Source organism: Cereibacter sp. Soil_C_27 (genome assembly GCF_057657095.1).
The window spans coordinates 741,605-767,015 of sequence record NZ_JBDGJD010000001.1; the positions used below are offsets into that span (position 1 = coordinate 741,605).

Genomic DNA, 25,411 nt, shown 5'->3' on the forward strand with positions numbered 1-25,411 from the left:
GACGGATGACACGCAAGATCAACCCGATCCTGAAGATGCTGCTGGAGTACGGGCCGATCGTGGCCTTCTTCATCGGCTACGGGAGGCTGAAGGACGAGGTCTACACCTTCGGCGGGACCGAGTATCATGGCTTCATCGTGGTCACGGCGGCGTTCATTCCGCTGCTGATCCTGACCACGGGGATCCTCTGGGCGCTGACCGGCAAGCTGTCGAAGATGCAGGTCGCGACGGTGGTGCTGGTGGTGCTGTTCGGCGGGCTGTCGGTCTGGCTGAACGACGAGCGGTTCTTCAAGATGAAGCCGACGATGATCTACCTGCTGTTCGCGGCGATCCTCGGGATCGGGCTGCTCAGGGGGCAGAGCTGGCTGAAGCTGGTGCTGGAGGAGGCGGTGCCGCTGCAGCCCGCCGGGTGGATGCTGCTGACGAAGCGGGTGGCGCTGTTCTTCTTCGCGCTGGCGGTGGCGAACGAGGCGATCTGGCGGACGATGAGCACCGAGGCCTGGGTCAGCTTCAAGACTTTCGGGCTTCCGGGGGCGATCTTCCTGTTCTTCATGACCCAGGGCGGGCTCTTCAAGAAATACGGGGTCGAGGAGAAGCCCGAGGCGTGAGGTTTCACGCGTGAAAATCCGGTCAAGCCATTGATCGGAAAGGACTTCAAGATTTCTGTTAAGGATTTGGCAAGAGAGGGCCGCCCCGGGAGGGGCGGCCTTTCGCGTCAGTCGCGCTTGATGCCGAAGAGCCGGTCCTGCGAGGCCTTGTCGAGCGGGGCCGTGCTGCGGGCCTCGGCCGCCACGGCCTTGCCCTTGAGGAAGGCCGAACGCTCGGCCAGCGCCTTCAGCCAGCGCGCGAGGTCGGGCTTGTCGTCGAGGCTCTGCTGCTGGGCCTCCCAGTTCTGTGCCCAGGGCCAGATCGCGATGTCGGCGATGGAGAGGAAATCGCCGGCGACGAAGTCGCGCCCGCGCAGCTGGCGGTCGAGCACGCCGTAGAGCCGGCCGACCTCGGTCCGGTAGCGGTTCTGCGCATAGGGCAGGTCCTGCGGCGGGTCCATCTGCGGGGCGTATTTCAGGAAATGGTGCGCCTGACCGGCCATCGGGCCGACGCCGCCCATCTGCCACATCAGCCACTGATCCACCGCGATGCGGTCGCGCTCGGTTGGGCCGCCGAGCTTGCCGGTCTTGCGGGCGAGATATTGCAGGATCGCGCCGGATTCGAAGATCGAGATCGGCTTGCCGTCCGGGCCCTCTGGATCGACGATGGCGGGCATGCGGTTGTTCGGCGCGATCTTGAGGAAATCGGGGTCGAACTGGTCGCCCGCGTTGATGTTCACCAGCTTGAGCCGGTAGGGCAGGCCCAGCTCTTCGAGGGCGATGGTGACTTTCCAGCCGTTCGGCGTGGGCCAGTAATAAAGGTCGATGTCCTGCGGCATGGGGGACTCCTTTTGTCGGAAAACCAAGGATGGCGCAAATGACGGCAGCGGCAAGGGCAAAGCGGCCGGGACGCGCTGCGCCCGTTGACAGGCGGCGGCGCGGGGCGGAGCATCGGCTGCGCCCGAGGCGACCGTGCAGGACGGTTGCGCATCTTACGGAGGTCATCCCGCCATGCACGACCCGGAGCCGACGCCGCGCCCCGACCTGTTCACCAACAAGGACGAGGAGGCGTGGCTGGAGCAGTTCCTGCTGCTGCGCTACACGCTGCGCATGTCGCCCGAGCGGATCGCCCAGATCGACTACGGGCTTGACCCCGAGCATCCCGATGTCTGGGCCGCGGGCGCGTTCTGGGGCCGGGAGATCGCACGCAGCTACCCTTGGGTGGAGGTTCGCAGGCTCTGGCAAAAGCCCGCAGGCCCGGCCGATTCGGCCTGTTGACGCAGCGCAAGCCAAGGCGTATGCCGCCAGACGTGGCGCTTTGTTACCGGATTGCGGGCCACGTTAAACAAACCGCTAAAGAGGGTGAGGGCTTTGCAGCCCCCGATGCCTCTACCGGCTCGGGGGCTTTTTGCTGCGAAGGGCAAGACGATGACGAAGGACTGGAAAACCCGCACGCAACTGGTGCACGAAGGCAGCCGCCGCAGCCAGTATGGCGAGATGGCCGAAGCGATCTTCCTGACGCAGGGCTTCGTCTACGAGACTGCCGAATCGGCGGAAGCGCGTTTCGTGAAGACCGGCGAGGACGAGTTCATCTACGCCCGCTACGGCAACCCGACGACGCGGATGTTCGAGGAGCGGATCGCGGCGATCGAGGGGACGGAGGATGCCTTCGCCACCGCCTCGGGAATGGCGGCGGTGAACGGGGCGCTGGTGTCGATGCTGCGGGCGGGCGACCATGTGGTTGCGGCGCGGGCGCTGTTCGGATCGTGTCTCTATATCCTCGAGGAAGTTCTCGGGCGCTACGGCGTCGAGGTGAGCTTTGTCGACGGCGCCGATCTGGACCAGTGGCGTGCGGCGGTGCGGCCGGGGACGAAGGCGGTGTTCTTCGAATCGATCTCCAACCCGACGCTGGAGGTGATCGACATCGCCGCCGTGGCCGAGATCGCCCATGCCGCGGGCGCGCTGGTGATCGTGGACAACGTATTCGCCACGCCGGTCTTTTCGAAGGCCGTGGAGCAGGGCGCGGATGTGGTGGTCTATTCCACCACGAAGCATATCGACGGGCAGGGCAGGGCGCTGGGCGGCGTGATCTGCGGCACGGTGGAGTTCATCCGCAAGGTGGTCGAGCCCTACATGAAGCATACCGGCGGCTCGATGAGCCCGTTCACATCCTGGATCATGCTGAACGGGATGGTGACGCTGGACCTGCGCTGCCGGGCGATGGCCGAGGGCGCGGAAAAGATCGCGGCGGCGCTGCAGGGCGACGCGCGGTTGAGCCGGGTGATCCATCCGGGGCTGGCGAGCCATCCGCAGCACGAGCTGGCGGCGCGGCAGCTGAAACGCGGCGGCACGATGGTGGCCTTCGACATCGCGGGCGGCAAGGAGGCGGCGTTCCGCTTTCTGAACGCGCTGGAGATCATCAAGATTTCCAACAATCTGGGCGACGCCAAGTCGATCGCGACCCATCCGGCGACTACGACGCATCAGCGGCTGCCCGACGAGCAGAAGGTGCATCTGGGGATCACCCCGGGGCTGATCCGGCTGTCGGTCGGGCTGGAAGACCCCGACGACCTGATCGCCGATCTGATGGCCGCGCTGTCGGCGATCTGATCCGCCGCAATGGCGTCGGGCGGTGATCTGAGCCGCCCCATCGGCGTCATCGGTCGGTGATCTGATCCGTTGCGTCGCGCGTATCAGGAGAGTTCGTTTGGGGAACTGTAGGACTTCGCCTATATAGGCGGGGTTACTCCGCAGTCTTATGAGAAGGGGCGCGCGATGAACATCCAGACTCCGGTTGCCGACCGCAAGCCAAGCCGGGAAGAGGCCGAAGCCGCTCTGGCGGTGCTGCGGCAATGGGCGGGAAAGTCCTCCGACGCCGAGATCGCCACGCTGGACCCGGCGGCGACGGCGCTGGTCTACCCCGAGCTGAGCCGGGCCTATCCGAAGCAGTTCCGGGTGGACGCGGCCTACAAGGACACGCTGCCCGACCTGCAGAACGGGCCGGCAAGCCTGATCGTGGGCGCGAACCGGCTGATCCAGCATGTCGGGATCTCCAACTTCCGGCTGCCGATCCGCTATCACACGCGCGACAACGGCGATCTGATGCTGGAGACCTCGGTGACCGGGACGGTGAGCCTCGAGGCGGAGAAGAAGGGCATCAACATGAGCCGCATCATGCGGTCGTTCTATGCCCATGCCGAGCGCAGCTTCAGCTTCGAGGTGATCGAGCACGCGCTGGAGGATTACAAGCGCGACCTCGACAGTTTCGACGCGCGGATCCAGATGCGGTTCTCCTTCCCGGTGCGGGTGCAGTCGCTGCGCTCGGGGCTGTCGGGCTGGCAGTATTACGACATCGCGCTGGAGCTGGTGGACAAGGGCGGGGTGCGCAAGAAGTTCCTGCATCTCGATTACGTCTATTCCAGCACCTGCCCCTGCTCGCTGGAGCTGTCGGAGCACGCGCGGCGCGAGCGGGGCCAGCTGGCCACGCCGCATTCGCAGCGCTCCGTGGCGCGGATCTCGGTGGAGGTGGTGGGCAAGACCTGCCTTTGGTTCGAGGATCTGATCGATCTGGCGCGGGCGGCGGTGCCGACCGAGACGCAGGTGATGGTCAAGCGCGAGGACGAGCAGGCCTTTGCCGAGCTGAACGCGGCCAACCCGATCTTCGTCGAGGATGCGGCGCGCAGTTTCGCGGCGCAGCTGCTGGCGGAGCCGCGGATCGGCGATTTCCGCGTCGTGGCCAGCCATCAGGAATCGCTGCATTCGCATGATGCGGTCTCGGTGCTGACCGAGGGGGCGACCTTTGCCGCGGACAGCCTCGATCCGCGGCTGTTCGGCACGCTGTTCCACGTCGGCTGAGCCGCAGGGCCTTGGCCCGCGCGGGCGGCATTGACTCTGGCCCCGGGCGGGGGCAGGGCTCGCGCATCATGCTGGACCTGCGCCCTGTCGGATTTGTGGTTGGCCTTCTGGTCGTGCTGATGGGCATCTCGATGATGGTGCCCGTCGCGGTGGATCTGCTTCTGGGCGATCCGAACGGCTTGGAGGTGCTGGGGGCGGCGATCCTGACGCTGCTCTCGGGGGCGATGGTGACGCTGGCCTGTGCCAATGGGGTGAAGGGTCAGCTCAGCCTGCGGCAGGCCTTCGTGCTGACCTTCGCCATCTGGATCTCGCTCTCGTTCTTCGGCGCCTTGCCCTTCATCTTCGGCGCGCCGGGTCTGGGCTTTACCGATGCGCTGTTCGAGAGCGTGTCGGGCATCACCACCACCGGATCGACGGTGATCGTCGGGCTGGACAGGCTGCCCGTCGGCATGAACCTGTGGCGCGGCATGATGAACTGGCTGGGCGGGTTGGGGATCGCCTTCATCGCCATGATCTTCCTGCCGGTGATGCGGGTGGGGGGGATGCAGTTCTTCCGCACCGAGGGTTTCGACACGATGGGCAAGGTGCTGCCGCGCGCCACCGACATCGCCTGGGCGCTGCTGCAGGTCTATGTCGGGCTGACGGCGGTCTGCGGGCTGACCTATCTGGCGCTGGGCATGTCGGTGCTGGATGCGGCGGTGAATGCGATGGCGACCATCGCCACGGGCGGCTTTTCTCCGGCGGACACCTCCTTCGGCAAATATCCGGGCGCTGCGGAATATGCCGGGGCGCTTTTCATGTTTCTGGGGAGCCTGCCCTACATCCGCTTCGCGCAGATGGTGAACGGCGTGCCGACCGCCGTCTGGGGCGATGCGCAGGTGCGGGCGCTGCTGCGCTGGCTGGCCTATGCGGTGGGCATGGTGACGCTCTGGCGCATCCTGACGTCGGATCAGGCGGCGGAAGCGGTGTTCCGCGAGGCGCTGTTCAACGTGACCTCGATCTTCACCGGCACCGGGTTCTTCTCCGGCAGTTTCGGCGGATGGGGCGGCTTTGCCATGCTGGTGGCCTTCAGCGTCGGCATGATCGGCGGCTGTTCCGGGTCATCCTCGGGGGCTCTGAGCGTGTTCCGGGTGCAGGTGCTGTTCGCCGCCATCGCGGCGCAGACACGGCAGATCGCGGCGCCGCATCTGGTGACGGCGGTGCGCTATGACGGGCGGCGGGTCGAGGATGACGTGATGAACGCGCTGATCCTCTATCTGACGAGCTATGTGCTGACCATCGGCGTGCTGAGCGTGATGATGACGCTGACCGGAGTGGATACGCTGTCGGCCCTGTTCGGCATATGGACCTCGCTGGGCAATATCGGCTATGGCTACGGCCCGTTGGTCGCGCCGACCGGCACCTTTATCGACTTCCCGGAGGCTGCGAAATGGCTGATGATCGTGGCGATGCTGATGGGGCGGCTGGCGCTGCTGGCGGTCTTCGTGCTGGTGCTGCCGCGTTTCTGGCGCTCGTAGGTTGACAGGGCGGCCCGTGACGACAAGCCTGCGCCATGCTTGATCCGCGACCCGTCGGCTACATCATCGGTCTGCTCGTCGCCGCGATGGGCGGGATGATGCTGTTTCCGCTGGCGCTGGATTACATGTCAAACGATCCGCACTGGCTGGCCTTCGCGCAATCGGCGCTGATCTCGGTGCTGTCGGGGATGATGGTCGCCATGGCCTGTGCCAATGGCGCGCCGCGGGGGCAGGGGCTGAGCCTGCAGCAGAGTTTCATGCTGACCACAGGGGTCTGGGTGGCGCTGCCGCTGTTCGGGGCGCTGCCTTTCATGCTGGGCGCGCCCGGTGCCGGGTTCACCGATGCGGTGTTCGAGAGCGTGTCGGGCATGACCACCACCGGCACCACGGTCTTCATCGGGCTGGATGCGCTGCCGCTGGGCACGAACCTGTGGCGCGGCATCCTGCAATGGCTGGGCGGCCTCGGGATCGTCATCGTGGCGATGATCTTCTTGCCGGTGATGAAGGTCGGCGGGATGCAGTTCTTCCGGTCGGAAGGGTTCGATACGTTGGGCAAGATCCTGCCGCGGGCGCTGGATATCTCGACCGCGCTGATCCAGATCTACTTCGCGCTGACGCTGGCCTGCGTCGTGGTCTATTTCGCCTTGGGCATGAGCGCCTTCGAGGCGCTGGTGCTGGCGCTGTCGACCGTGTCGACCGGCGGCTTCACCATGTATGACGCCTCTTTCACGCCCTTCGCCGGAGCGGCGGAATATGCCGCGGTGCTGTTCATGCTGCTCGCCTCGCTGCCCTTCATCCGCTACGTCCAGCTGGCGCAGGGCATCGCGGGCCCGCTGTGGCGCGATGCGCAGGTGCGGGCCTATCTGCGCTGGAACGGCTATGCGATCATGGTGATCGTGCTGCACGAGCTGATCGTGCGCGAGCAGCCGTTCTGGGAGACGCTGCGCGAGAGCACCTTCAACGTGGTCTCGACCTTCTCGGGGACCGGGTTCACCAGTGTTGACCTGACGCTCTGGGGGCCGTTTCCCTTCGTGGTGCTGGTGGTGGCGGGGCTGATCGGCGGCTGCACCTCGTCCACCAGCTGTTCGATCAAGGTCTTCCGGTTTCTGATCCTGATCGAGGCGATGAAGGTGCAGATCCGCCGGTTGCAGCACCCGAACGCGATCATCTTTCTCGATTACGAGGGACGGCGGGTGGATGAGGATGTGATCAGCTCGGTGGTGCTGTTCTTCACCATGTTCATCCTGACCTTCGGCCTGCTGACAGTAATGCTGTCGCTGACCGGGCTGCAGACGATCACGGCGGTGACGGCGGCTTGGACTTCGATCGCCAATGTGGGGCCGGCCTTCGGGCCGGAGGTCGGCGGGACGGGGGCGGTGCATGCTTTCCCGGAGAGCGCCAAGTGGCTGATGCTTCTGGGGATGCTGGTGGGGCGGTTGGAACTGCTGGCGGTCTATGTGATGTTCATGCCGCGTTTCTGGCGGGCGTGAGGGGGTGCGGGCGCGCCCCCGTCGCCGGTCATTCCCAGCAGGAGACGAGCACGGTCATGCCGTCGCCGATCCGGGTCAGATCCTCGGGGGCGAGGGCGCCGGTCGGGGTGGCGGAGCGGGGGGCGAGGCCCGCCTGCGCGAGCCGGGCCGAGATCGCGCCTGCGGCGGCGGCGAAGCCCACCTCGGCCGGAAGCTGGCGCGCGCCGTCGCTGGCCTTGGGCAGGAGCATCCCCAGCACCGCGCCGGAGGTGGTCATCACCGGGCCGCCCGCGTCGCCGGGAAGGGCGGCGAGGGTCAGGCGGCGCAGGTCGGGCTCGCCGTCGAGGCCGGTGGCGGCGCCCATCTGGCCGAAGGTCAGGGTCGGGGCAGGGAGCTGGTCCTCGTAGGAATAGCCCGCCACCGCGATCTCGGCGCCGGGGCGCAGGGGGGCGGTCTCGAAGCTGGCGTAGCTCTGCGGGGCGAGGGGGGTCTTGGGGGTGAGGACGGCGATGCCGAGCCCGGCATCCTCGAAGGCGATCTCGGCCTCGGTGTCGCGGTCGAGGGTGATGCGGCCGCAGGAGCCGACCGCCTCCACCGTGGTCAGCACGCTGCCCTTGGCGTCGATGTAGAAGCCCGAGCGCGAGAGGGCGGGGCGGCGCACGTCGAGACCGGCCTGCAGCCACTGGCGCTGCGCCGTCTCCATCATCACCAGACCGGGGTCGAGGGCGCGGTCGCCGACGGGGCGGAAGCTCGCCTGCATCGCGGTCAGCACGCGCGAGATGCGCTCGTCGTCGCCGGGGTGCCAGATCAGCATGTAGCCCTTCACCAGCCCCTGATTGAGCTCGACGCGGGTGTAGCTCGCCAGATCGGTGCCGCGGCCTTCGATGGTGAAGCTGGTGTCGTTGCGCTCACGCGTGCCGTTGAGGGGCACGACCTCGAGCGTCTGCAGCGTGTCGTAGAGGCCGAAGAGCGTGTTGCGGTCGCCGGGCTCGCTGATCAGGATGACGCGGACGCCGGAGCCGTTCTTTTCGGCGTAATGCACGAAGGGCGGCTCGTAATGATCGAATTCCACCAGCGCGGTGGGCAGGGTGATCTCGATGCCCGCCTCGGCTTCGGTCACGGTGCGCAGGCCGAGTTCGGCTTCGGCGGTGCCGTAGGCCTGCATCAGGCTCAGGCGCTGCGAGGTGGTGAGGATGCCGGTCGGCTGATGGGCGTTCGCCTCCTGCCAGGCGGCCATGGAGTTGCGGGTGCCCGACCCGAAGGCGCCGTCGATGCTGGCGCTGTAGAAGCCGAACCACTGCAGCGCGCGCTGCAGATCCTGCCGTTCGGCGAGCGTCAGGAGCGCCTCGGAGGCGCGGGCCTCGGCGGGGGTTTCCTCGGGGAGCCGTGCGGGCTGCAGCGGCGCGGGTTCGGAGAGCGGGGCGCCGAGGACGGGGGCCTCTTCGGGGGCCAGAGGTTCCAGCGGGGTGATGGCGACGGGGGGCGGCGGGGTGGCGCCGAGCTGGCCCGCGGGCCAGAACTGCTGGCGGAAGTTGCGCCCGTCGGCGATGAAGCTGTCGCCGGGGATCAGCCGTTCGCCGAGCAGGCTGGCGAGCCGCAGGTCGGCCACCTCGCGGCCGTAGGGGCCGAGCACGATGGCATACCATCCCGAGGTCATCTGGAAGCCGGAGACATCCGGGAAGGCACCCGAATAGGCGCGGGCCCGCTCTTCCCCCTCGCGCAGCGTCGGCTGCGCCTCGATCTGTACCCAGACCCGGTCCTGCGCCATGGCCGCTGCGCCAAATATCAGCGCGGTCATCAGACCCAGGAGGAAAATCGCTTGTCTCATCGTGCCGTCATTCCCGTAAAATTCATTGCCGCGACGCTACCAGACGCTCCCGCGGATGCACATCACTTCTGCCTCAGCGAAAGCCCGGGCCGCATTGACCCTTTCGCGCCTCTTGCCTATGGAGAAGGCGCTTTGCAAGAGGGCCAGACATGACCGGCAAACCCGTTTCCCCGCGCAGCTTTCAGGAGATCATCCTGCGGCTGATGACCTATTGGGGCAGCAAGGGCTGCGCCGTGCTGCAGCCCTATGACATGGAAGTCGGCGCGGGCACCTTCCACCCGGCGACCACGCTGCGTTCGCTGGGCTCGAAGCCCTGGGCCGCGGCCTATGTGCAGCCCTCGCGCCGCCCGACCGACGGGCGCTATGGCGAGAACCCGAACCGGCTGCAGCATTACTACCAGTATCAGGTGCTGATCAAACCCTCGCCGCCGGATCTGCAGGCGCTGTATCTCGGCTCGCTCGAGGCGATCGGCATCGACGCGGGGTTGCATGACATCCGCTTTGTCGAGGATGACTGGGAGAGCCCGACGCTGGGCGCCTGGGGGCTGGGCTGGGAAGTCTGGTGCGACGGGATGGAAGTCAGCCAGTTCACCTATTTCCAGCAGGTTGGCGGGCATGACTGCCGCCCGGTCTCGGGCGAGCTGACCTACGGGCTGGAGCGGCTGGCGATGTATGTGCTGGGCGTCGATCACGTGATGGACATGCCCTACAACGACCCCGACAGCCCGACGCCGCTGAGCTATGGCGACGTGTTCCGCCAGACCGAGCGGGAATATTCGCGCTGGAACTTCGACCAGGCCGACACGGCGATGCTGCTGGCGCATTTCGAGGACGCCGAGAAGGAATGCGACCGCATCCTGAGCGCCGATCCGCTGGACAAGGCCGGGCGCGAGATCGTCATGGCGCATCCGGCCTATGACCAGTGCATCAAGGCCAGCCATCTCTTCAACCTGCTCGACGCACGCGGCGTGATCTCGGTCACCGAGCGGCAGGCCTATATCGGGCGGGTGCGGGCGCTGGCGAAGCGCTGCGCCGACGCCTTCAGGCAGACCGAAGCGGGAGCGGACGCGTGAATGGCCGTATCGTCGTGGGGGGCATCGTGATGAGTGCGCTTCTGGCCGGGGCGGCGATCTACTGGCTGCAGATCTACGCCTTCTACGAGCCCGTGGCCTTCACCCCCGGCGAGGAGATCCGGCTGACGCCGATCATCGGCGAGGAGCCCGAGGTCATCGTCGCCAACGACGTGACCGGGATCGACGCCAATTCCTCGCCGCTGCGCTTCCGCGCCTGTTTCACCACGCCCTTGAGCCAAGCCATGCTGACCGAGACCTACCGCGTCTACGACGAGGCGACGCCGCTGGTGGCCCCGGGCTGGTTCGATTGTTTCGACGCGGGCCAGATCGATGCGGCGCTGAAGACCGGCGAGGCGATCGCCTTCCTGTCCGAGGCCGAGGTTGCCGATGGCATCGACCGCGTGGTGGCGGTCTTTGCCGATGGCCGGGGCTATGCCTGGCACCAGCTCAATCCCGAGGAAGAGTGACCCATGCCCGATCTTCTGCTTGAACTCTTCTCCGAGGAAATCCCGGCGCGGATGCAGGCCCGCGCCCGCGAGGATCTGAAGAAGCTCGTCACCGATGCGCTGGTCGAGGCGGGGCTGACCTATGCCTCCGCCGGAGCGTTTTCGACGCCGCGGCGGCTGGTGCTGACGGTGCAGGGGCTGACGGCGGAGAGCCCGATGCAGCGCGAGGAGCGCAAGGGGCCGAAGGCCGATGCGCCCGCCGCGGCGCTGGAGGGGTTTCTGCGCTCGACCGGGCTTTCGCGCGAGCAGCTGGAGCTGCGCGACGACAAGAAGGGCCAGGTTTATTTCGCCGTGCTGGAAAAGCCCGGGCGCAAGGCGGCCGAGATCGTGGCCGAGGCGGTGGAGGGGGCGATCCGTGGCTTCCCCTGGCCGAAGTCGATGCGCTGGGGCAGCGGCAGCTTGCGCTGGGTGCGGCCCTTGCATTCGATCCTCTGCCTTTTGAGCGACGCGAGCGGCGCCGAGGTGGTGCCGGTGACGGTGGATCATCTGAGTGCCAGCAACACGACCGAGGGCCATCGCTTCATGGCGCCGGGGCGGTTTGCCGTCTCGTCCTTCGACGATTACGCGGCCAAGCTGAAGCGCGCCTTCGTGGTGCTGGATGCCGCCGAGCGCGAGCAGACCATCTGGCATGATGCCACCACGCAAGCCTTCGCGCAGGGGTTGGAGGTGGTGCCGGATGCGGGGCTGCTGTCCGAGGTGGCGGGGCTGGTGGAATGGCCGGTGGTGCTGATGGGGGCCATCGGCGAGGATTTCCTCGGCCTGCCGCCGGAGGTGTTGCAGACCTCGATGCGCGAGCATCAGAAGTTCTTCTCGGTGAAGAACCCGAAGTCGGGCCGGATCGAGAAATTCGTGACCGTGGCCAACCGCGAGACGGCGGACCATGGCGAGACGATCCTGAAGGGCAATCAGAAGGTGCTGTCGGCGCGGCTGTCGGATGCGAAGTTCTTCTGGGAGAACGACCTGCGCACGGTGCAGAGCGTCGGGCTGGAAGGCATGGCGGCGGGCCTCTCCTCGGTGACCTTCCACAACAAGCTGGGATCGCAGGCCGACCGCATCGCCCGGATCGAGGCGCTGGCGCGCGAGATCGCGCCGCTGGTCGGGGCTTCCCCGGACCTCGCGGCGGAGGCGGCGCGGGTGGCCAAGGCCGATCTGCAATCGGCGATGGTCGGCGAGTTCCCCGAGTTGCAGGGCACGATGGGCGGCTACTATGCCCGCGCGGCGGGCCTGCCCGAGCCGGTGGCCGCCGCCTGCAAGGCGCATTACCAGCCGCTCGGACCCTCGGACGCGGTGCCGACCGATCCGGTCTCGGTCGCGGTGGCGCTGGCCGACAAGATCGACACGCTGACCGGGTTCTGGGCGATCGACGAGAAGCCGACCGGGAGCAAGGACCCCTATGCGCTGCGGCGGGCGGCGTTGGGGGTTATTCGGTTGGTGTTGGCAGCTAATTCTCGCGCCCAGCTTAGCAGTTTGCTTGTAAAGGGCACCTCGCTACACCTTAAGGGATGCATTTCTAGCTTTGATGTCGGAGCACTTTCCTGGGAAGAAGTGACCCGGTTGCTGCCACATGTGTTCGACAGCAAGCAGTTTGCCCAAGAACTTAGGGCTCTTGTAGATGCGCTGCCGAATAGCGCTGAGAGCGAAAAGCTGCGAAAAGCAGTAGCATCATCAACTCTTATCGACGCCAGCCTTCGTGCTCAGCAGGTCTTTACGGGCTTGCGAAAAGTTGGAGATGCGGAAGCCGACCTCCTCTCCTTCCTCCACGACCGCCTGAAGGTCTACCTGCGCGATCAGGGCGTCCGGCATGATGTCATCGACGCCTGCCTCGCCATGCCCGGCAATGACGATCTGACCCTGCTGGTGAAGCGGGCGGAGGCGCTGGCGGGGTTCCTCAAGACCGATGACGGGACGAACCTCTTGCAGGGCTTCAAGCGGGCCAACAACATCCTGAGCCAGGCCGAGGCGAAGGACGGGGTGGAGTATTCCTTCGGGGCGGATGAGAAATTCGCCGAGACCGATGCGGAGCGCGCGCTGTTCACCGCGCTCGACGGGGCCGAGGCGGTGATCCGCCCGGCAATGCGCGAGGAGGATTTCGCGGCGGCGATGAGCGCCATGGCCAGCCTGCGCGCGCCGATCGACGCCTTCTTCGAGGCGGTGCAGGTGAATGCCGAGAACCCGATCCTGCGGCGCAACCGGCTGAACCTGTTGCACCGCATCCGCGCGATCTGCGGGCAGGTGGCGGATCTGACCAAGGTCGAGGGCTGAGCCCAAACCCTTCGTTTCGGAACGGAAAATCCGACGGCAGTGGGGAGGGCTGGGCCCTCCCTCCGCCCTATCCGCTTGCGCCAAGGCCCAACTCGGCTATCCTGCGCCGGAAGGAGTGCCGCAGTGCAGAAACTCGAGCCGATCACCGATTTCGCGCCGATCACCCCGACTGCGGCGATCACGCCCAAGACCCATGGCTGGCGGGCGAAATGCCTGCAGCGGCTGGTGCGGCTGGAGCTGCCGGTGCCGCAGACCGTGGCGCTGCCCGCGACCACGGTGCGCGCCATCGCGGCGGGGCAAACCGTTGATTGCGAAGGCATCCTGCGCAACTTCGGCGCGGGGCCGCTGATCTCGGTCCGGCCGAGCCCGGAGAATCCCGACTGGGGCGGGCCTGCGACAGTGCTCAACATCGGGATGAATGCCGCGCGCCATGCGCTGCTGGCCCAGACCCACGGGATCGATGCTGCGGACGCGCTCTATCTGCGCTTCATCCAGAGCTATGCCATCCATGTGGCGCGGCTCGACCCCGACATGTTCGATCAGGCCGAAGCCTCGGGCGAGGCGCTGCGCGCGGCGCTGCATGCCTATCGCGAGGAGATGGACGAAGCCTTCCCGGAAGACCCGGCGCGGCAGCTGGGCGAGGTGCTGCGCTCGATGGCGCGGGCCTGGGAGGGCACCTCGGCACGGCTTCTGCGGCAGGCCAAGGGCGCGCCGGAGGCGGCGGGGCTGGGGCTGGTGGTGCAGGAGATGGCGCAGGGCATCGGGCAGGGCATGTCCGGCTCGGGCGTCATGCAGTTCGTCGATCCGGTGACCGGGGCGGGGCAGGTGACCGGGCGCTACTTCGATCAGGCGGGCGGGCGGCATGCCAAGCCCCAGGCTATGTATCTGATCCGCGACCCGCGCGGGCCCTCGCTGGAGGATCTGGCGCCGGAGGTCTTTGCCCAGCTGGTGAAGCATGGCGCCGTCTGCCGGGTGCGTCTGCGCGAGGAGATGCAGATCGAGTTCACCATCGAGGACGGGCGTCTGTCGGTGCTGGATGCGGTGAAGGTGCAGCGGTCGTCGCGCGCGGGCCTCAGGATCGCGGTGGCGCTGGCCGATGACGGGGTGATCACCCGGTCGGAGGCGCTGCTGCGCGTGGAGCCGCGGGCGCTGTCGGAGCTTCTGCACCCGCAGGTCGATCCGCGCGGCGGGCGCGACCGCTTCGTGCGCGGCATCCCGGCCTCGCCGGGGGCGGCGGTGGGGCGGATCGTGTTCTCGTCGCAGGCGGCGCAGGCCTCGGCCGCGCGGGGCGAGCCCTGCATCCTGGTGCGGCGCGAGACCGCGCCGGAGGATATCCGGGGGATGAACTCGGCCGCCGGGGTGCTGACCGAGCGCGGCGGGGTCACGAGCCATGCGGCGGTGATCGCGCGCGGGCTGGGGCTGCCGTGCGTGGTGGGCGCGTCGGAGCTGCGGCTGGATGCGCGGGAGAAGCGGCTGGTGGCGCCCGATGGCCGGGTGTTCCGCGAGGGCGACATCATCACCGTGGACGGCACGGCGGGCGAGGCGCTGGCCGGGGCGGCGGCGATGCTGGGGCCGGCCTTGGACGACAACTTCCGCCGGCTCTTGTCCTGGGCCGACGATGTGCGTGACATCGGGGTGCGCGCCAATGCCGACACGCCCGCCGATGCGCAGATGGCGCGTAACTTCGAGGCGCAGGGCATCGGGCTGTGCCGGACCGAGCACATGTTCTTCACCGACGACCGTCTGGTGGTGATGCGCGAGATGATCTTTGCCGACACGTCGGAGGATCGGGCGGCGGCGCTGGTGCGGCTGTTGCCGATGCAGCGCGCGGATTTTGTGCAGCTGTTCGAGATCATGCAGGGCCTGCCGGTCTGCATCCGGCTGCTGGACCCGCCCTTGCACGAGTTCCTGCCGCATTCGCGCGAGGGCATGCTGGAACTGGCCGAGGCGCTGGACCGACCGCTGTCGGAGGTGACGCGGCGGGCCGAGGCGCTGGCCGAGTTCAATCCGATGCTTGGGATGCGCGGCGTGCGGCTGGGGGTGGTGCTGCCCGAGATCTACGACATGCAGGCGCAGGCGATCTTCGAGGCGACGATCGAGATCGCCCGGCGCGGCGGTTCGGTGGTGCCGGAGATCATGATCCCGCTGGTCTCGGCCAAGCGCGAGGTGGAACTGGTGAAGACCCGGATCGACGCGGTGGCGGCGATGGTGCGGACCAAGGCGGGGACGGATTTCGACTACAAGCTGGGGGTTATGGTCGAGACGCCGCGCGCCGCCTTGCGGGCGGGGGAGATCGCGCAGCATGCCTCGTTCCTGTCCTTTGGCACCAACGATCTGACGCAGATGACCTACGGGCTCAGCCGCGACGACGCGGGGCGGTTCATGAACACCTATGTGCAGAAGGGGGTGTTTCCGGAAGACCCGTTCCACATCCTCGACGTGGACGGCGTGGGGGAACTGCTGCACATCGGGGCGGACCGGGGGAGGGCGACTCGGCCCGATCTGACGGTGTCGATCTGCGGCGAACATGCGGGGAATCCCGAATCGATTGCCTTCTGCCGGACTGCGGGATTCGACTACGTCTCCTGTTCGCCCTATCGGGTGCCGCTGGCGCGGCTGGCGGCGGCCCATCTGGCGCTGCGCGAGCGCCAGGGGATCAAAAACGTTTGACCACAAAGACTTGCCGAAGTGATTCGGGCATTCTGTCGCAGCGGCTGACTCTTGCTGTCGGCTGGAAATGGCTGATGGAATATCGCCTTTGCGTTGCATAATTGTTACATGGGTGGACTCGTTAGGGTTTTTCCTCTACCTCCGGCGCCTGTTGCGGATTGCACAGATCGCCCGGCCATCGCCGGGACGGTGCGAAACGGGACGGGAAACGACCGGGAACAAGAGTAAATGTGCTTGCTACAGACCTGGACGCGCAGCCTCGCGCTGCTGTTTGTCCTGAGTGGTGCGGCCTTCGCCGATGTGACGGTGAGCCAGTCCAACGACCCGACGGCCTCGCTTGGCGGGCAGCTGTCGGCGCTTCTAGGGGCCGAGCGGAACGCGCTCGGCACGGTGCCGGTGGCACGGCTCGATATGCTGGCGGGGGCGGTGGCCGACCCGACGCGGCAGGCCGCGCCGACGGAGCGGGTGATCCCCGCCAAGCTGAGCAGCAAGGTCGAGCAGACCAAGGCCGGGCGGACGGTCGAGCCCGTGCAGATCCGCTACGATGCCGACTGGCTGGCGCGCCAGCCCTCGGCACAGCGCACCGCCGACTGGCAGTGCCTTGCGCAGGCGCTCTATTTCGAGGCGCGGGGGGAATCGATCCGCGGCCAGTTCGCGGTGGCCGAGGTGATCCTGAACCGCACCGACAGCCCGCGCTATCCCGGGTCGGTCTGCGGGGTGGTGCATCAGGGCGGGCAGTTCTCCTACACGTTCGACGGCAAGCCCGACACGATCCGCGAGAAGGGCGCCTTCGCGCAGGCCGGCAAGATCGCCTCGGTGATGCTGGCCGGGGCGCCGCGGCTTCTGACCAATGGCGCCACGCATTTCCACACCAATGCCGTGCGGCCCGGCTGGGCGCACCGTTTTCCGCGCACCGTGGCCATCGGCGCGCATTACTTCTACCGCCAGCCGGGCGCGGCGATCCCCGCCGGGTGAATGTCGTCGCGCTTGCCTTGACTGCCGCCTTCGGGCAAAGGCAGGGCCGTCCGTTCTCCTATGCTGCGGGCAGACCGTGACGCCGGGAGGCCGCCTTGACCAACGACATCCGCCTAGCCTTCGCGCATCCCGAGGAACGGGCTGACGCCTCGGCGGGCGCTGCCCCGCGCGACCGGATCAGCCTGCGCGACCATGTGGTCGAGGTGGAGATCGGCGCCTTCCAGCAGGAACGCGGCACGAGGCAGCGGGTGCGCTTCAACGTGGTGGTCGAGGTGCGACCGCATCCGGCGCCGCTGCAGGACGATGTGGACCGCATCCTGTCCTATGACACGCTGACCGAATCCATCGCGGCGGAACTGTCGGCCGAGCGGCTGAACCTGCTCGAGACGCTGGCCGAGCGGGTGGCGGAGCGGATCCTGGCCGAACCGCAGGCGATGCGGGTCTTCGTGCGGATCGAGAAGCTGGACCGCGGGCCGGGGGCGCTTGGCGTCGAGATCATGCGTTCGCGCGCCGAGCAGCCCACGCGGGCGGTGACGGCGGAGGGCAAGGAAGCCGCGCTGCATCCGCTGGTGGTCTTCCTCGACAATGCGACGATCGCCGCGTCCGACCTGTCGGCCCGGCTCGATGCGCTGGAGGCGCGGGGGCTGCCGCTGATCCTCGCCGTCGGACTGCCGGACGAGGCGCCGCCGCAGACCGGCCACAGGCCGACGCAGCGGCGGATCGACCTTCTGGCCATCGAGCAGAACGCCTGGGCGCTGGCGGCGCGCGATCCGCGCTGCGTGGTGGTGGCGACTCGGACCGAGATCGACTGGGCGATGAAACACGGGCGCAGCATCGTCTGGGCTCCGTCGAAGCTGGTGCTCGACGCGGTGGACGGGCCGCAGACCCGCGACCCGGTGGCGTTGGCCCTGTGGCTGGCCGAGATGCTGGCGGCGGAGCGGCTGGTGGTTCACGGCTCTGTAACACTCCCGGCGGGAAGCCGCGTGGCGGTGGAGCGCGCCTGAGGTGCGGGGGCTTGCCAAAACCGGGGTGCAAGGCTCATTACCTTTGGCATGATCTACGTCCGACCCATTGCGATGACTGACCCCGCGCGGCCCGCAGATGCGCTGCCGCTGGCGGGAGGTCCGTGCTGGTTCGACCGGGTGGAACTGCTGGAGCGGGGCCGGGCGCCGCAGGTGGTGCCTGCGACCGAACTGGCCGATCTGGCGGCGCTGACCGGGCCGCGGCCCGCGCTGGCCGGGCTGACGCTGGAGCAGCCGCGGCTGATGGGCATCCTGAACGTGACGCCCGACAGTTTCTCGGACGGCGGGCGCTTCGCGGCGCTGCCCGCGGCGGTGGCGCAGGCGCGGGCGATGGCGGCCGATATCCTCGACATCGGCGGCGAGAGCACGCGGCCCGGGGCGGCCGAGGTGGCGGTGCCGGAGGAGATCCGGCGCACCACCCCGGTGATCGCCGCCCTGCGCGAGGCGGGGCTGCGGGTGCCGGTGTCGATCGACACGCGCAAGGCTGCGGTGGCCGAGGCGGCGTTGGCGGCAGGGGCGGGGATGGTCAATGACGTCTCCGCGATGGAATTCGATCCGGCCATGGCGGCGGCGGTGGTGCGATCGGGCGCGCCGGTCTGCCTGATGCATGCGCGCGGCACGCCCGAGACCATGGCGGGCCAGACCGGCTATGACGATGTGTTGCTGGATGTCTACGACTATCTGGCCGGGCGGATCGACCTGGCCGTGGCTGCCGGGATCGCGCGCGAGCGGATCGTCGTCGATCCGGGGATCGGTTTCGCCAAGACGGCGGAGCAGAACCTCGCGCTGATCCGGCGGCTGTCCTTGTTCCACGCGCTCGGCTGCCCGGTGCTCTTGGGCGCCTCGCGCAAGCGGTTCATCGGCACGCTCGGCGGCGAGGATCAGGCCGACCGGCGGATGCCGGGATCGGTGGCGGTTGCCTTGGCGGGGGCGGCGCAGGGGGCGCAGATCCTGCGGGTGCATGATGTGGCCGAGACGCGGCAGGCGCTGCGGCTGTGGCAGGCGATGACAGGTGAAGTCGCAGCGGAGTCTGCGAGGCAGAGGAGGCAGGGATGACGAGGAAACTGTTCGGCACCGACGGGGTGCGGGGCCAAGCCAACAGCTATCCGATGACCGCCGAGATGGCGTTGCGACTGGGGGCGGCCGCCGGGCGCTACTTCCGTCGCGATGCCAGCACCGAGCACCGGGTGGTGATTGGCAAGGACACGCGGTTGTCAGGCTACATGCTGGAGAACGCGCTGACCGCGGGGCTGACCTCGACGGGGATGAACGTGCTGCTGCTCGGCCCGGTGCCGACGCCCGCGGTGGGGTTCCTGACCCGGTCGATGCGCGCCGATCTTGGGGTGATGATCTCGGCCAGCCACAACCCGCATCAGGACAATGGCATCAAGTTCTTCGGCCCGGACGGCTTCAAGCTGTCGGACGAGGCCGAGGCCGAGATCGAGGCGATCATCGCCGGTGAGATCCTGCCCGCCCAGCCGCAGAACATCGGCCGGGCGCGGCGGATCGAGGACGGGCGCGGGCGCTATCAGGAATATGCCAAGACCACCTTCCCGTCGAAGCTCAGGCTCGACGGGCTGAAGGTGGTGATCGACTGCGCCAATGGTGCGGCCTATCGCGCGGCGCCAGAGGTGCTGTGGGAACTGGGGGCCGAGGTGATCCCGGTGGGGGTGAGCCCGAACGGCACCAACATCAACCTGCGCTGCGGCTCGACCCATACCCAGACCGCCGCCGAGGCGGTGGTGGCGCATGGGGCCGATGTCGGGATCTGCCTCGACGGCGACGCCGACCGGGTGATGATCCTCGACGAGACCGGCAAGGTGGCCGATGGCGACCAGATCATGGCGCTCCTGGCCGACCGCTGGGCCAGCGCCGGGCGGTTGCAGGGCGGCACGCTGGTGGCCACGGTGATGTCGAACCTCGGGCTGGAGCGCTTCCTGACCGGGCGCGGGCTCCGGCTGGAGCGCACGCCGGTGGGCGACCGCTATGTGGTGGAGGCGATGCGCCGCGGCGGCTGGAACCTCGGCGGTGAGCAGTCAGGCCATATCGTGATGACCGACTACGCCACCACGGGCGACGGGCTGATCGCCGGGCTGCAGTTCCTCGCGGCGATGGCGCAGAGCGGCGAGGCGGCCTCGACCCTGAGCCGGAGCTTCGAGACCGTGCCGCAGCTTCTGAAGAACGTGCGCTATGCCGCCGGGCAGGAGCCGCTGAAGGCGGCTTCGGTGCAGGCGGTGATCCGCGACGCCGAGGTGCGGCTGAACGGGGCGGGGCGGCTGTTGATCCGCAAGTCAGGGACCGAGCCCTTGATCCGCGTCATGGCCGAATGCGAGGACGAGGCGCTGCTGCATGACGTGGTCGACGGCATCGTCGCGGCGGTGAAGGACGCGGCGTAACGGGAACCGTCGCGCGCTCCCGGCATTGAGGGGGATCGGAGCGGCGGGGCCGCTCCGCGCGGTTGGCGCCGTGCGCCCGCCGCTTCACCCCCGATACGGAGAGAGAGAATGGACTTTTCCTGGATCATCCCGCTCCTGTCGCTCGTCACCCTGCTTGCGGTCCTGGCCTTCGCGCTGATCAGCAAGGGCAAGGTCGAAGAGCGGCGCCACGACCCGAACGCGCCGAAATCGACGCTGGCCAAGGACGGCCCGCAGGGCGGCGTCGCCTTCCTGCGTAAGGACGGGCCGACGGCCTGGAAGCCGGACGCCGAGCCGGTGCTGGAATGAAAGCAGGCGCCCCGCGGGGCGCCTGTCTCGTTTCAAAGGTGGGCAGAGGTCAGTTGCGGGCGCGGTCGACCATCTTGCCTTTCGAGATCCACGGCATCATCGCGCGCAGCTTCTCGCCAACCTTTTCGATCTGGTGCTCGTCGTTGATGCGGCGGGTCGCCTTGAAGGAGGGCTGGCCGACGGCGTTTTCCTGCATGAAGTCGCGCACGAACTTGCCGGTCTGGATGTCGGTGAGGACTTCCTTCATCCGGGCCTTGGTCTCGGCATAGGGCAGGATGCGCGGGCCGGAGACGTATTCGCCGTATTCGGCGGTGTTCGAGATCGAGTAGTTCATGTTGGCAATGCCGCCTTCGTAGATCAGGTCCACGATCAGCTTCACCTCGTGCAGGCATTCGAAATAGGCCATCTCGGGCTCGTAGCCCGCTTCGACCAGCGTTTCGAAGCCCATGCGGATCAGCTCGACCAGACCGCCGCAGAGCACGGCCTGCTCGCCGAAGAGGTCGGTCTCGCATTCCTGACGGAAGTTGGTCTCGATGATGCCCGAGCGGCCGCCGCCGATGGCGGAGCAGTAGGACAGGCCGATTTCCATCGCCTTGCCGGTGGCGTCCTTGTCGACGGCCACGAGGCAGGGCACGCCGCCGCCCTTGACGTATTCGCCGCGGACGGTGTGGCCCGGGCCCTTCGGTGCCATCATGATGACATCGACGCCCGGCTTCGGCTCGATCAGGCCGAAGTGGATGTTGAGGCCGTGGGCGAAGGCGATGGCCGAGCCTTCGCGGATGTTGTCATGCACGTATTTCTTGTAGGTCTCGGCCTGCAGCTCGTCGGGCATGGTGAACATGATCAGGTCGGCCCAGGCGGCGGCCTCGGCGATGCCCATGACCTTGAGGCCCTCGCCTTCGGCCTTCTTGGCCGAGGGCGAGCCCTCGCGCAGCGCGACGACGAGGTTCTTCGCGCCCGAGTCGCGCAGGTTCAGCGCATGGGCATGGCCCTGGCTGCCGTAGCCGAGGATGGCGACCTTCTTGTCCTTGATCAGGTTGATGTCGCAGTCCCGGTCATAATACACGCGCATGGCGGTCTCCTTGGTGGTTCATTGCCGGGCAGAATAGGGAGCGGGGCGGGATGATGGGTTCATAATTTGACGGGTTGCGAATTTTCTGCGAAAATTCATTCGCTGAAATGGCATATGGCGGAATTTCCATGCTCGACGATACCGACCGCCGGCTGTTGCGGCACATGCTGGCCGATCCGGCGCTCTCCACCGCGGATCTGGCCGAGCGCGCCGGGGTCACCACCGCGACCTGCTGGCGGCGGCTGGAGAAGCTGACCGAGCGCGGGGTGATCGGCGCGCGGCAGGCGGTGATCAACTGGCGGCGGCTGGGTTACGAGGTCGAGGTCAGCTTGCGCTTCACGCTGGACAAGACCGACCCGCGCGCCTTCGACGAATTCCTCGAGGCGGCGCGCGAGGTGCCGGAGGTGATTGGCATCGAGACCTTCCTCGGCAGGGTGGATGTGCGGCTGAACGTGATCGCGCGTGACATGAAGCAGTATCAGGAGGTCTATCGCCGCCGCATCCTGACCCTGCCGCATATCGCCGATATCGAGGCGCTGATGCTGATCGCCACGATCAAGGACGCGGAGGCGTTACCGCTGTGATCGAGCTCGACGATATCGACCGGGCGCTGCTGCGGGCGCTGGCCTTGGACGCCTCGCAGGGGGCGGGGGCGCTCGGGCGGCGGTTCGGGCTGTCGCAGCCCGCGGCCTGGCGGCGGGTGCGGCGGCTGGAGGAGGCGGGGGTGATCGCCGGGCGGCGGCTGGAGGTGGACCGGGCGGCGCTGGGCTTCGGCGTCACGGTGTTCCTCGGGGTGAAGCTGGCGACCAAGGGGCGGGTTTCCCTGGAGGATTTCGAGCGGGCGGTGACGGCGATCCCGGAGGTGCAGGTGGTGCAGCATGTGCTGGGGCTGTTCGACTACCGGCTGCGGGTGGTTGCGCGGGATATCGCGGATTTCGAGCGGGTGCTGCGGCGGCGGATCATGACCCTGCCGGGGGTGGGGCAGGTGGAGGCGAATGTGCTTCTGACCGAGGAGCGGCGGCCGGGGCCCTTGGGGTGAGGCCGGAAGCCGGGGTGGGGGCTGTCTGCCCCCTCCCCGGACCCCACCCCCGAGGATATTTTTCGACAGAAAATGGGGGGAGGGGGAGTCGGTGCGGTTGATGGGCGCGGCGCTCATCCGTTTTTCCGGCTGGTGCGAAGCGGGGCGCGACCGTATCACTGGGGGCAAGCTGGAGGAGATGCCCATGAACGCGCTGCGCCCCGACGTCGATCCCGACGGTCTGATGGAGTTTTCGGTGGTCTTCACCGACCGCTCGCTGAACCACATGTCCGCGAAGTTCCAGGGCGTGATGCGCGACATCTCGACGATGCTGAAGGAGGTCTATCACGCCGAGGCGGTGGCCCTGGTGCCGGGGGGCGGGTCCTACGGGATGGAGGCGGTGGCGCGGCAGTTCGCGACCGGGCGGCAGGCGCTGATCGTGCGGAACGGCTGGTTCTCCTATCGCTGGACGCAGATCCTCGATGCGGGCGGCTTTGCCGCCGGGCAGACGGTGGTGATGGCGCGGCCTGCGGGCAACGGGGCACGGGCGGCCTTTGCCCCGCCGCCGATCGAGGAGGTGGTGGCCAAGATCGCCGAGACCCGGCCCGATGTGGTCTTCGCGCCGCATGTCGAGACCTCGGCCGGGCTGATCCTGCCGGACGACTATATCGCGCGGATGGCGGCGGCGGCGCATGAGGTGGGGGCGCTGATGGTGCTCGACTGCATCGCCAGCGGTTGCGTCTGGGTGGATATGGCGGCGACCGGAGTCGATGTGCTGATCTCGGCGCCGCAGAAGGGCTGGTCGGCTTCGCCTTCGGCGGGGCTCGTGATGTTCTCGGCGCGGGCGTTGGCGCGGCTGGAGGAGACGGCGTCGAATTCCTTCGCGCTGGATCTGAAGAAATGGCGCAGCATCATGGCGGCCTATGAGGCGGGCGGACATGCCTATCACGCCACCATGCCGACCGATGCGCTGGTCGGCTTCCGCGATGCGATGGCAGAAACGAAGGCGCATGGCTTCGAGGCGCTGAAGGCGGCGCAATGGGAGCTGGGGATCGGGGTCAGGGCGATGCTGGCGGAGAAGGGCGTGGCCTCGGTCGCGGCGGAAGGCTTCGGCGCTCCGGGGGTGGTGGTGAGCTTCACCGAGGATCCCGAGGTGCAGAACGGCAGGAAGTTCCTGCCGGAGGGCATGCAGATCGCGGCGGGGGTGCCGCTGCAGGTCGGCGAGGGCGAGGGGTTCCGCACCTTCCGGCTGGGGCTCTTCGGGCTGGACAAGCTCTATGATGTCGAGGGCACGCTGGCGCGGCTGAAGGGCGTGCTCGACCGCGTGCTCTAACGCACGCCGAGCCCGGCCTTCATCAGGGTCTTGCGCACCGGGGCGAGGGAATACATCGCGTTGAGCATCGTGGCGCGCAGGTCGCGCCAGACCGGATCGCCCAGCATCGAGGCGCGGTTCAGCGCGTCGATGCCCATGATGCGGGCCTTAACCTCCAGATGGCGGCGGCGGTGGTAGTCCTCGAGCATCGCCGGTTCGCCGAGCGTCTCGGGGCGTGCGAGGTCGAGGAGCGCGGCGAGATCGGCGAGGCTCATGTTCAGCCCCTGCGCGCCGATCGGCGGCATGACATGCGCGGCCTCGGCCATCAGGGCGGTGCGTTCGCCGGTCATGCGCTCGGCGATCTGGCTGATGATCGGCCAGAGGGTGCGGCGCGAGGCGAGGCGGAGCGGGCCGAGGATGCCGCAGGAGCGGGCGTTCATCGCCGCCTCGAACGCCGGAACCGGGAGGGCCTGCAGGCGCTGCGCCTCGGCGCCGGTCTCCATCCAGACGATGGCGGAGGCGGGCTGGCCGTCGCGGTCGGGCAGGGGGACGAGGGTGAAGGGGCCGCCGGACCGGTGGATCTCGGTCGAGACGTTGCGGTGCGGCACCTCATGGGTGACGGTGAAGGCCAGCGCCTTCTGGCCGTAGCGCATGACCCGGGCGCCGATGCCCAGAGCCTCGCGCACCGGGGAGTTGCGGCCGTCGGCGCCGATCAGCAGTCGGGCCGAGATGCGGCTGCCGTCGGTCAGGCTGATGACGGCCTCGCTTTCGCGGGTGAGCACGCTGCGGGTGGCGGTGCCGGGGCGGAAATCGACATTGGGGAGCGTGGCGAGATGGGCGACCATCTCGCGCCGCAGGAGCCAGTTTGGCAGGTTCCACCCGAAGGGCTGGTCGGAGATGTCGGAGGCGTCGAAATCCTTGACGATGCGCGGCTCTTCCACGGCGCCGCCGGCGTCGATGATGCGCATGACCTGCAGGGGGGCGGCATGGGGGGCGAGGCGGTCCCAGAGGCCTGCCGCCTGCAGCACCGGGATCGAGAGTTGCAGGAAGGCGGTGGAGCGCAGGTCGGCGCCCTCGGCCTCGGCCGAGGTGACGGGCGGGGCGGGATCGACGCAGATCACGTCATAGCCCGCCGAGGCGAAGCCCGCGGCCGCCGTCAGCCCGGCGACGCCGCCGCCGGAAATCAGGATGTCTGTGCGGATGCGGGTCATGGGGCGAGCCTTCTGGAGCGGCGGGCGGGGGTGCCTAGCCGAATGTGATCATCAGGATAAGGCCCAGCACGACCGGGACAAGGGCCAGCGCCGACATGGCGAGCGCAACGAGGCCCCATGTGGCGGTGGCGAGGCTGACGAGGGCGACGAAGAGCGCGATCGCGAGGAAGACGGTGACCTCGGTCCGGGTGATGTGCTTGGTGTAGCCCTCGATCTGCGGGATGAGGGTATTGTCGGCGGGGAAGGTGGCGGGGGCTGTCATCGGCTGTCTCCTGGGCTGCGACGTCTAGGTAGTGCCGGAATGCCGCAGC

The 25,411-nt window shown here is 68.0% G+C and carries 23 protein-coding genes and 1 riboswitch; of the genes, 18 read left to right on the forward strand and 5 right to left on the reverse strand.

The window, feature by feature from the left end; all coding sequences use genetic code 11:
- Window positions 1-5 precede the first annotated feature (5 nt).
- A complete protein-coding gene (locus AC3A5Z_RS03720; protein ID WP_487518035.1) occupies window positions 6-608 on the forward strand; it encodes an inner membrane-spanning protein YciB in 603 nt (200 codons plus the stop codon).
- 107 nt (window positions 609-715) lie between these two features.
- Here the strand turns inward: AC3A5Z_RS03720 and AC3A5Z_RS03725 are convergent, their stop codons facing one another.
- A complete protein-coding gene (locus AC3A5Z_RS03725; RefSeq protein ID WP_487518036.1) occupies window positions 716-1,426 on the reverse strand; it encodes a glutathione S-transferase N-terminal domain-containing protein in 711 nt (236 codons plus the stop codon).
- Between the two features lie 172 nt (window positions 1,427-1,598).
- Here AC3A5Z_RS03725 and AC3A5Z_RS03730 point away from each other — a divergent pair, with 172 nt between their 5' ends.
- The 5 genes from AC3A5Z_RS03730 (at window position 1,599) to AC3A5Z_RS03750 (ending at window position 7,449) form a co-directional block, all read left to right on the forward strand.
- Entirely contained in the window at window positions 1,599-1,865 is a 267-nt protein-coding gene (locus AC3A5Z_RS03730) for a hypothetical protein (RefSeq protein ID WP_487518037.1), read from the forward strand.
- 22 nt (window positions 1,866-1,887) lie between these two features.
- Window positions 1,888-1,965: riboswitch (SAM riboswitch) on the forward strand.
- Window positions 1,966-2,015: 50 nt separating this feature from the next.
- Window positions 2,016-3,197 (forward strand): O-succinylhomoserine sulfhydrylase, encoded by a 1,182-nt coding sequence (gene metZ / locus AC3A5Z_RS03735; RefSeq protein WP_487518038.1) that lies wholly within the window; start codon window positions 2,016-2,018, stop codon window positions 3,195-3,197.
- A 165-nt stretch (window positions 3,198-3,362) separates the two neighbouring features.
- Window positions 3,363-4,442 (forward strand): GTP cyclohydrolase FolE2, encoded by a 1,080-nt coding sequence (folE2, locus tag AC3A5Z_RS03740; protein WP_487518039.1) that lies wholly within the window; start codon window positions 3,363-3,365, stop codon window positions 4,440-4,442.
- Between the two features lie 68 nt (window positions 4,443-4,510).
- Entirely contained in the window at window positions 4,511-5,959 is a 1,449-nt protein-coding gene (locus tag AC3A5Z_RS03745) for a TrkH family potassium uptake protein (RefSeq protein ID WP_487518040.1), read from the forward strand.
- Between the two features lie 35 nt (window positions 5,960-5,994).
- The gene (locus tag AC3A5Z_RS03750) at window positions 5,995-7,449 is read left to right on the forward strand and encodes a TrkH family potassium uptake protein (RefSeq protein ID WP_487518041.1); all 1,455 of its coding nucleotides are present in this window, start codon (window positions 5,995-5,997) and stop codon (window positions 7,447-7,449) included.
- Between the two features lie 28 nt (window positions 7,450-7,477).
- Here AC3A5Z_RS03750 and AC3A5Z_RS03755 read toward each other — a convergent pair whose 3' ends face one another.
- Window positions 7,478-9,256 carry a serine protease gene (locus tag AC3A5Z_RS03755; protein ID WP_487518042.1) on the reverse strand — a complete coding sequence of 593 codons (1,779 nt, stop codon included), beginning with the start codon at window positions 9,254-9,256 and terminating at the stop codon, window positions 7,478-7,480.
- Window positions 9,257-9,405: 149 nt separating this feature from the next.
- Between AC3A5Z_RS03755 and AC3A5Z_RS03760 the strand changes: the two genes are divergently transcribed.
- From AC3A5Z_RS03760 to AC3A5Z_RS03800, 9 genes are all read left to right on the forward strand, one after another.
- Entirely contained in the window at window positions 9,406-10,329 is a 924-nt protein-coding gene (locus AC3A5Z_RS03760) for a glycine--tRNA ligase subunit alpha (RefSeq protein WP_487518043.1), read from the forward strand.
- On the forward strand, window positions 10,326-10,796 hold the full coding sequence (locus AC3A5Z_RS03765) for a DUF6446 family protein (protein WP_444667013.1): 471 nt from the start codon (window positions 10,326-10,328) through the stop codon (window positions 10,794-10,796). The genes AC3A5Z_RS03760 and AC3A5Z_RS03765 overlap by 4 nt, the downstream gene beginning before the upstream one ends.
- A 3-nt stretch (window positions 10,797-10,799) precedes the next feature.
- Window positions 10,800-13,097 carry a glycine--tRNA ligase subunit beta gene (gene glyS / locus AC3A5Z_RS03770; RefSeq protein ID WP_487518044.1) on the forward strand — a complete coding sequence of 766 codons (2,298 nt, stop codon included), beginning with the start codon at window positions 10,800-10,802 and terminating at the stop codon, window positions 13,095-13,097.
- A 123-nt stretch (window positions 13,098-13,220) separates the two neighbouring features.
- Complete coding sequence (locus AC3A5Z_RS03775) at window positions 13,221-15,767, forward strand: putative PEP-binding protein (RefSeq protein ID WP_487518045.1); 2,547 nt, start codon at window positions 13,221-13,223, stop codon at window positions 15,765-15,767.
- Between the two features lie 228 nt (window positions 15,768-15,995).
- Complete coding sequence (locus AC3A5Z_RS03780; protein WP_487518046.1) at window positions 15,996-16,742, forward strand: cell wall hydrolase; 747 nt, start codon at window positions 15,996-15,998, stop codon at window positions 16,740-16,742.
- A 95-nt stretch (window positions 16,743-16,837) separates the two neighbouring features.
- Window positions 16,838-17,746 (forward strand): dihydroneopterin aldolase, encoded by a 909-nt coding sequence (locus AC3A5Z_RS03785; protein WP_487518047.1) that lies wholly within the window; start codon window positions 16,838-16,840, stop codon window positions 17,744-17,746.
- Window positions 17,747-17,794: 48 nt separating this feature from the next.
- Window positions 17,795-18,820 carry a dihydropteroate synthase gene (gene folP / locus AC3A5Z_RS03790; RefSeq protein WP_487518048.1) on the forward strand — a complete coding sequence of 342 codons (1,026 nt, stop codon included), beginning with the start codon at window positions 17,795-17,797 and terminating at the stop codon, window positions 18,818-18,820.
- Window positions 18,817-20,160 (forward strand): phosphoglucosamine mutase, encoded by a 1,344-nt coding sequence (gene glmM / locus AC3A5Z_RS03795; protein ID WP_487518049.1) that lies wholly within the window; start codon window positions 18,817-18,819, stop codon window positions 20,158-20,160. Before folP ends, glmM begins: the two co-directional genes overlap by 4 nt.
- 108 nt (window positions 20,161-20,268) lie before the next feature.
- Window positions 20,269-20,487, forward strand: a complete 219-nt coding sequence (locus AC3A5Z_RS03800; RefSeq protein WP_487518050.1) for a hypothetical protein — start codon at window positions 20,269-20,271, stop codon at window positions 20,485-20,487.
- A gap of 49 nt (window positions 20,488-20,536) precedes the next feature.
- Here AC3A5Z_RS03800 and ilvC read toward each other — a convergent pair whose 3' ends face one another.
- The gene (ilvC, locus tag AC3A5Z_RS03805) at window positions 20,537-21,559 is read right to left on the reverse strand and encodes a ketol-acid reductoisomerase (protein ID WP_107664346.1); all 1,023 of its coding nucleotides are present in this window, start codon (window positions 21,557-21,559) and stop codon (window positions 20,537-20,539) included.
- Between the two features lie 128 nt (window positions 21,560-21,687).
- Here ilvC and AC3A5Z_RS03810 point away from each other — a divergent pair, with 128 nt between their 5' ends.
- From AC3A5Z_RS03810 to AC3A5Z_RS03820, 3 genes are all read left to right on the forward strand, one after another.
- Window positions 21,688-22,143: an Lrp/AsnC family transcriptional regulator gene (locus AC3A5Z_RS03810; protein ID WP_487518051.1), complete on the forward strand. Its 456-nt coding sequence runs from the start codon at window positions 21,688-21,690 to the stop codon at window positions 22,141-22,143.
- Complete coding sequence (locus AC3A5Z_RS03815; RefSeq protein WP_487518052.1) at window positions 22,140-22,598, forward strand: Lrp/AsnC family transcriptional regulator; 459 nt, start codon at window positions 22,140-22,142, stop codon at window positions 22,596-22,598. The genes AC3A5Z_RS03810 and AC3A5Z_RS03815 overlap by 4 nt, the downstream gene beginning before the upstream one ends.
- A 184-nt stretch (window positions 22,599-22,782) precedes the next feature.
- Window positions 22,783-23,910: an aminotransferase class V-fold PLP-dependent enzyme gene (locus AC3A5Z_RS03820; protein WP_487518053.1), complete on the forward strand. Its 1,128-nt coding sequence runs from the start codon at window positions 22,783-22,785 to the stop codon at window positions 23,908-23,910.
- On the opposite strand, the gene AC3A5Z_RS03825 is transcribed toward AC3A5Z_RS03820, so the two are convergent.
- Window positions 23,907-25,100: a UbiH/UbiF family hydroxylase gene (locus AC3A5Z_RS03825; RefSeq protein WP_487518054.1), complete on the reverse strand. Its 1,194-nt coding sequence runs from the start codon at window positions 25,098-25,100 to the stop codon at window positions 23,907-23,909. The genes AC3A5Z_RS03820 and AC3A5Z_RS03825 overlap by 4 nt on opposite strands.
- Window positions 25,101-25,134: 34 nt before the next feature.
- A complete protein-coding gene (locus tag AC3A5Z_RS03830; protein WP_487518055.1) occupies window positions 25,135-25,362 on the reverse strand; it encodes a hypothetical protein in 228 nt (75 codons plus the stop codon).
- Window positions 25,363-25,411 lie beyond the last annotated feature (49 nt).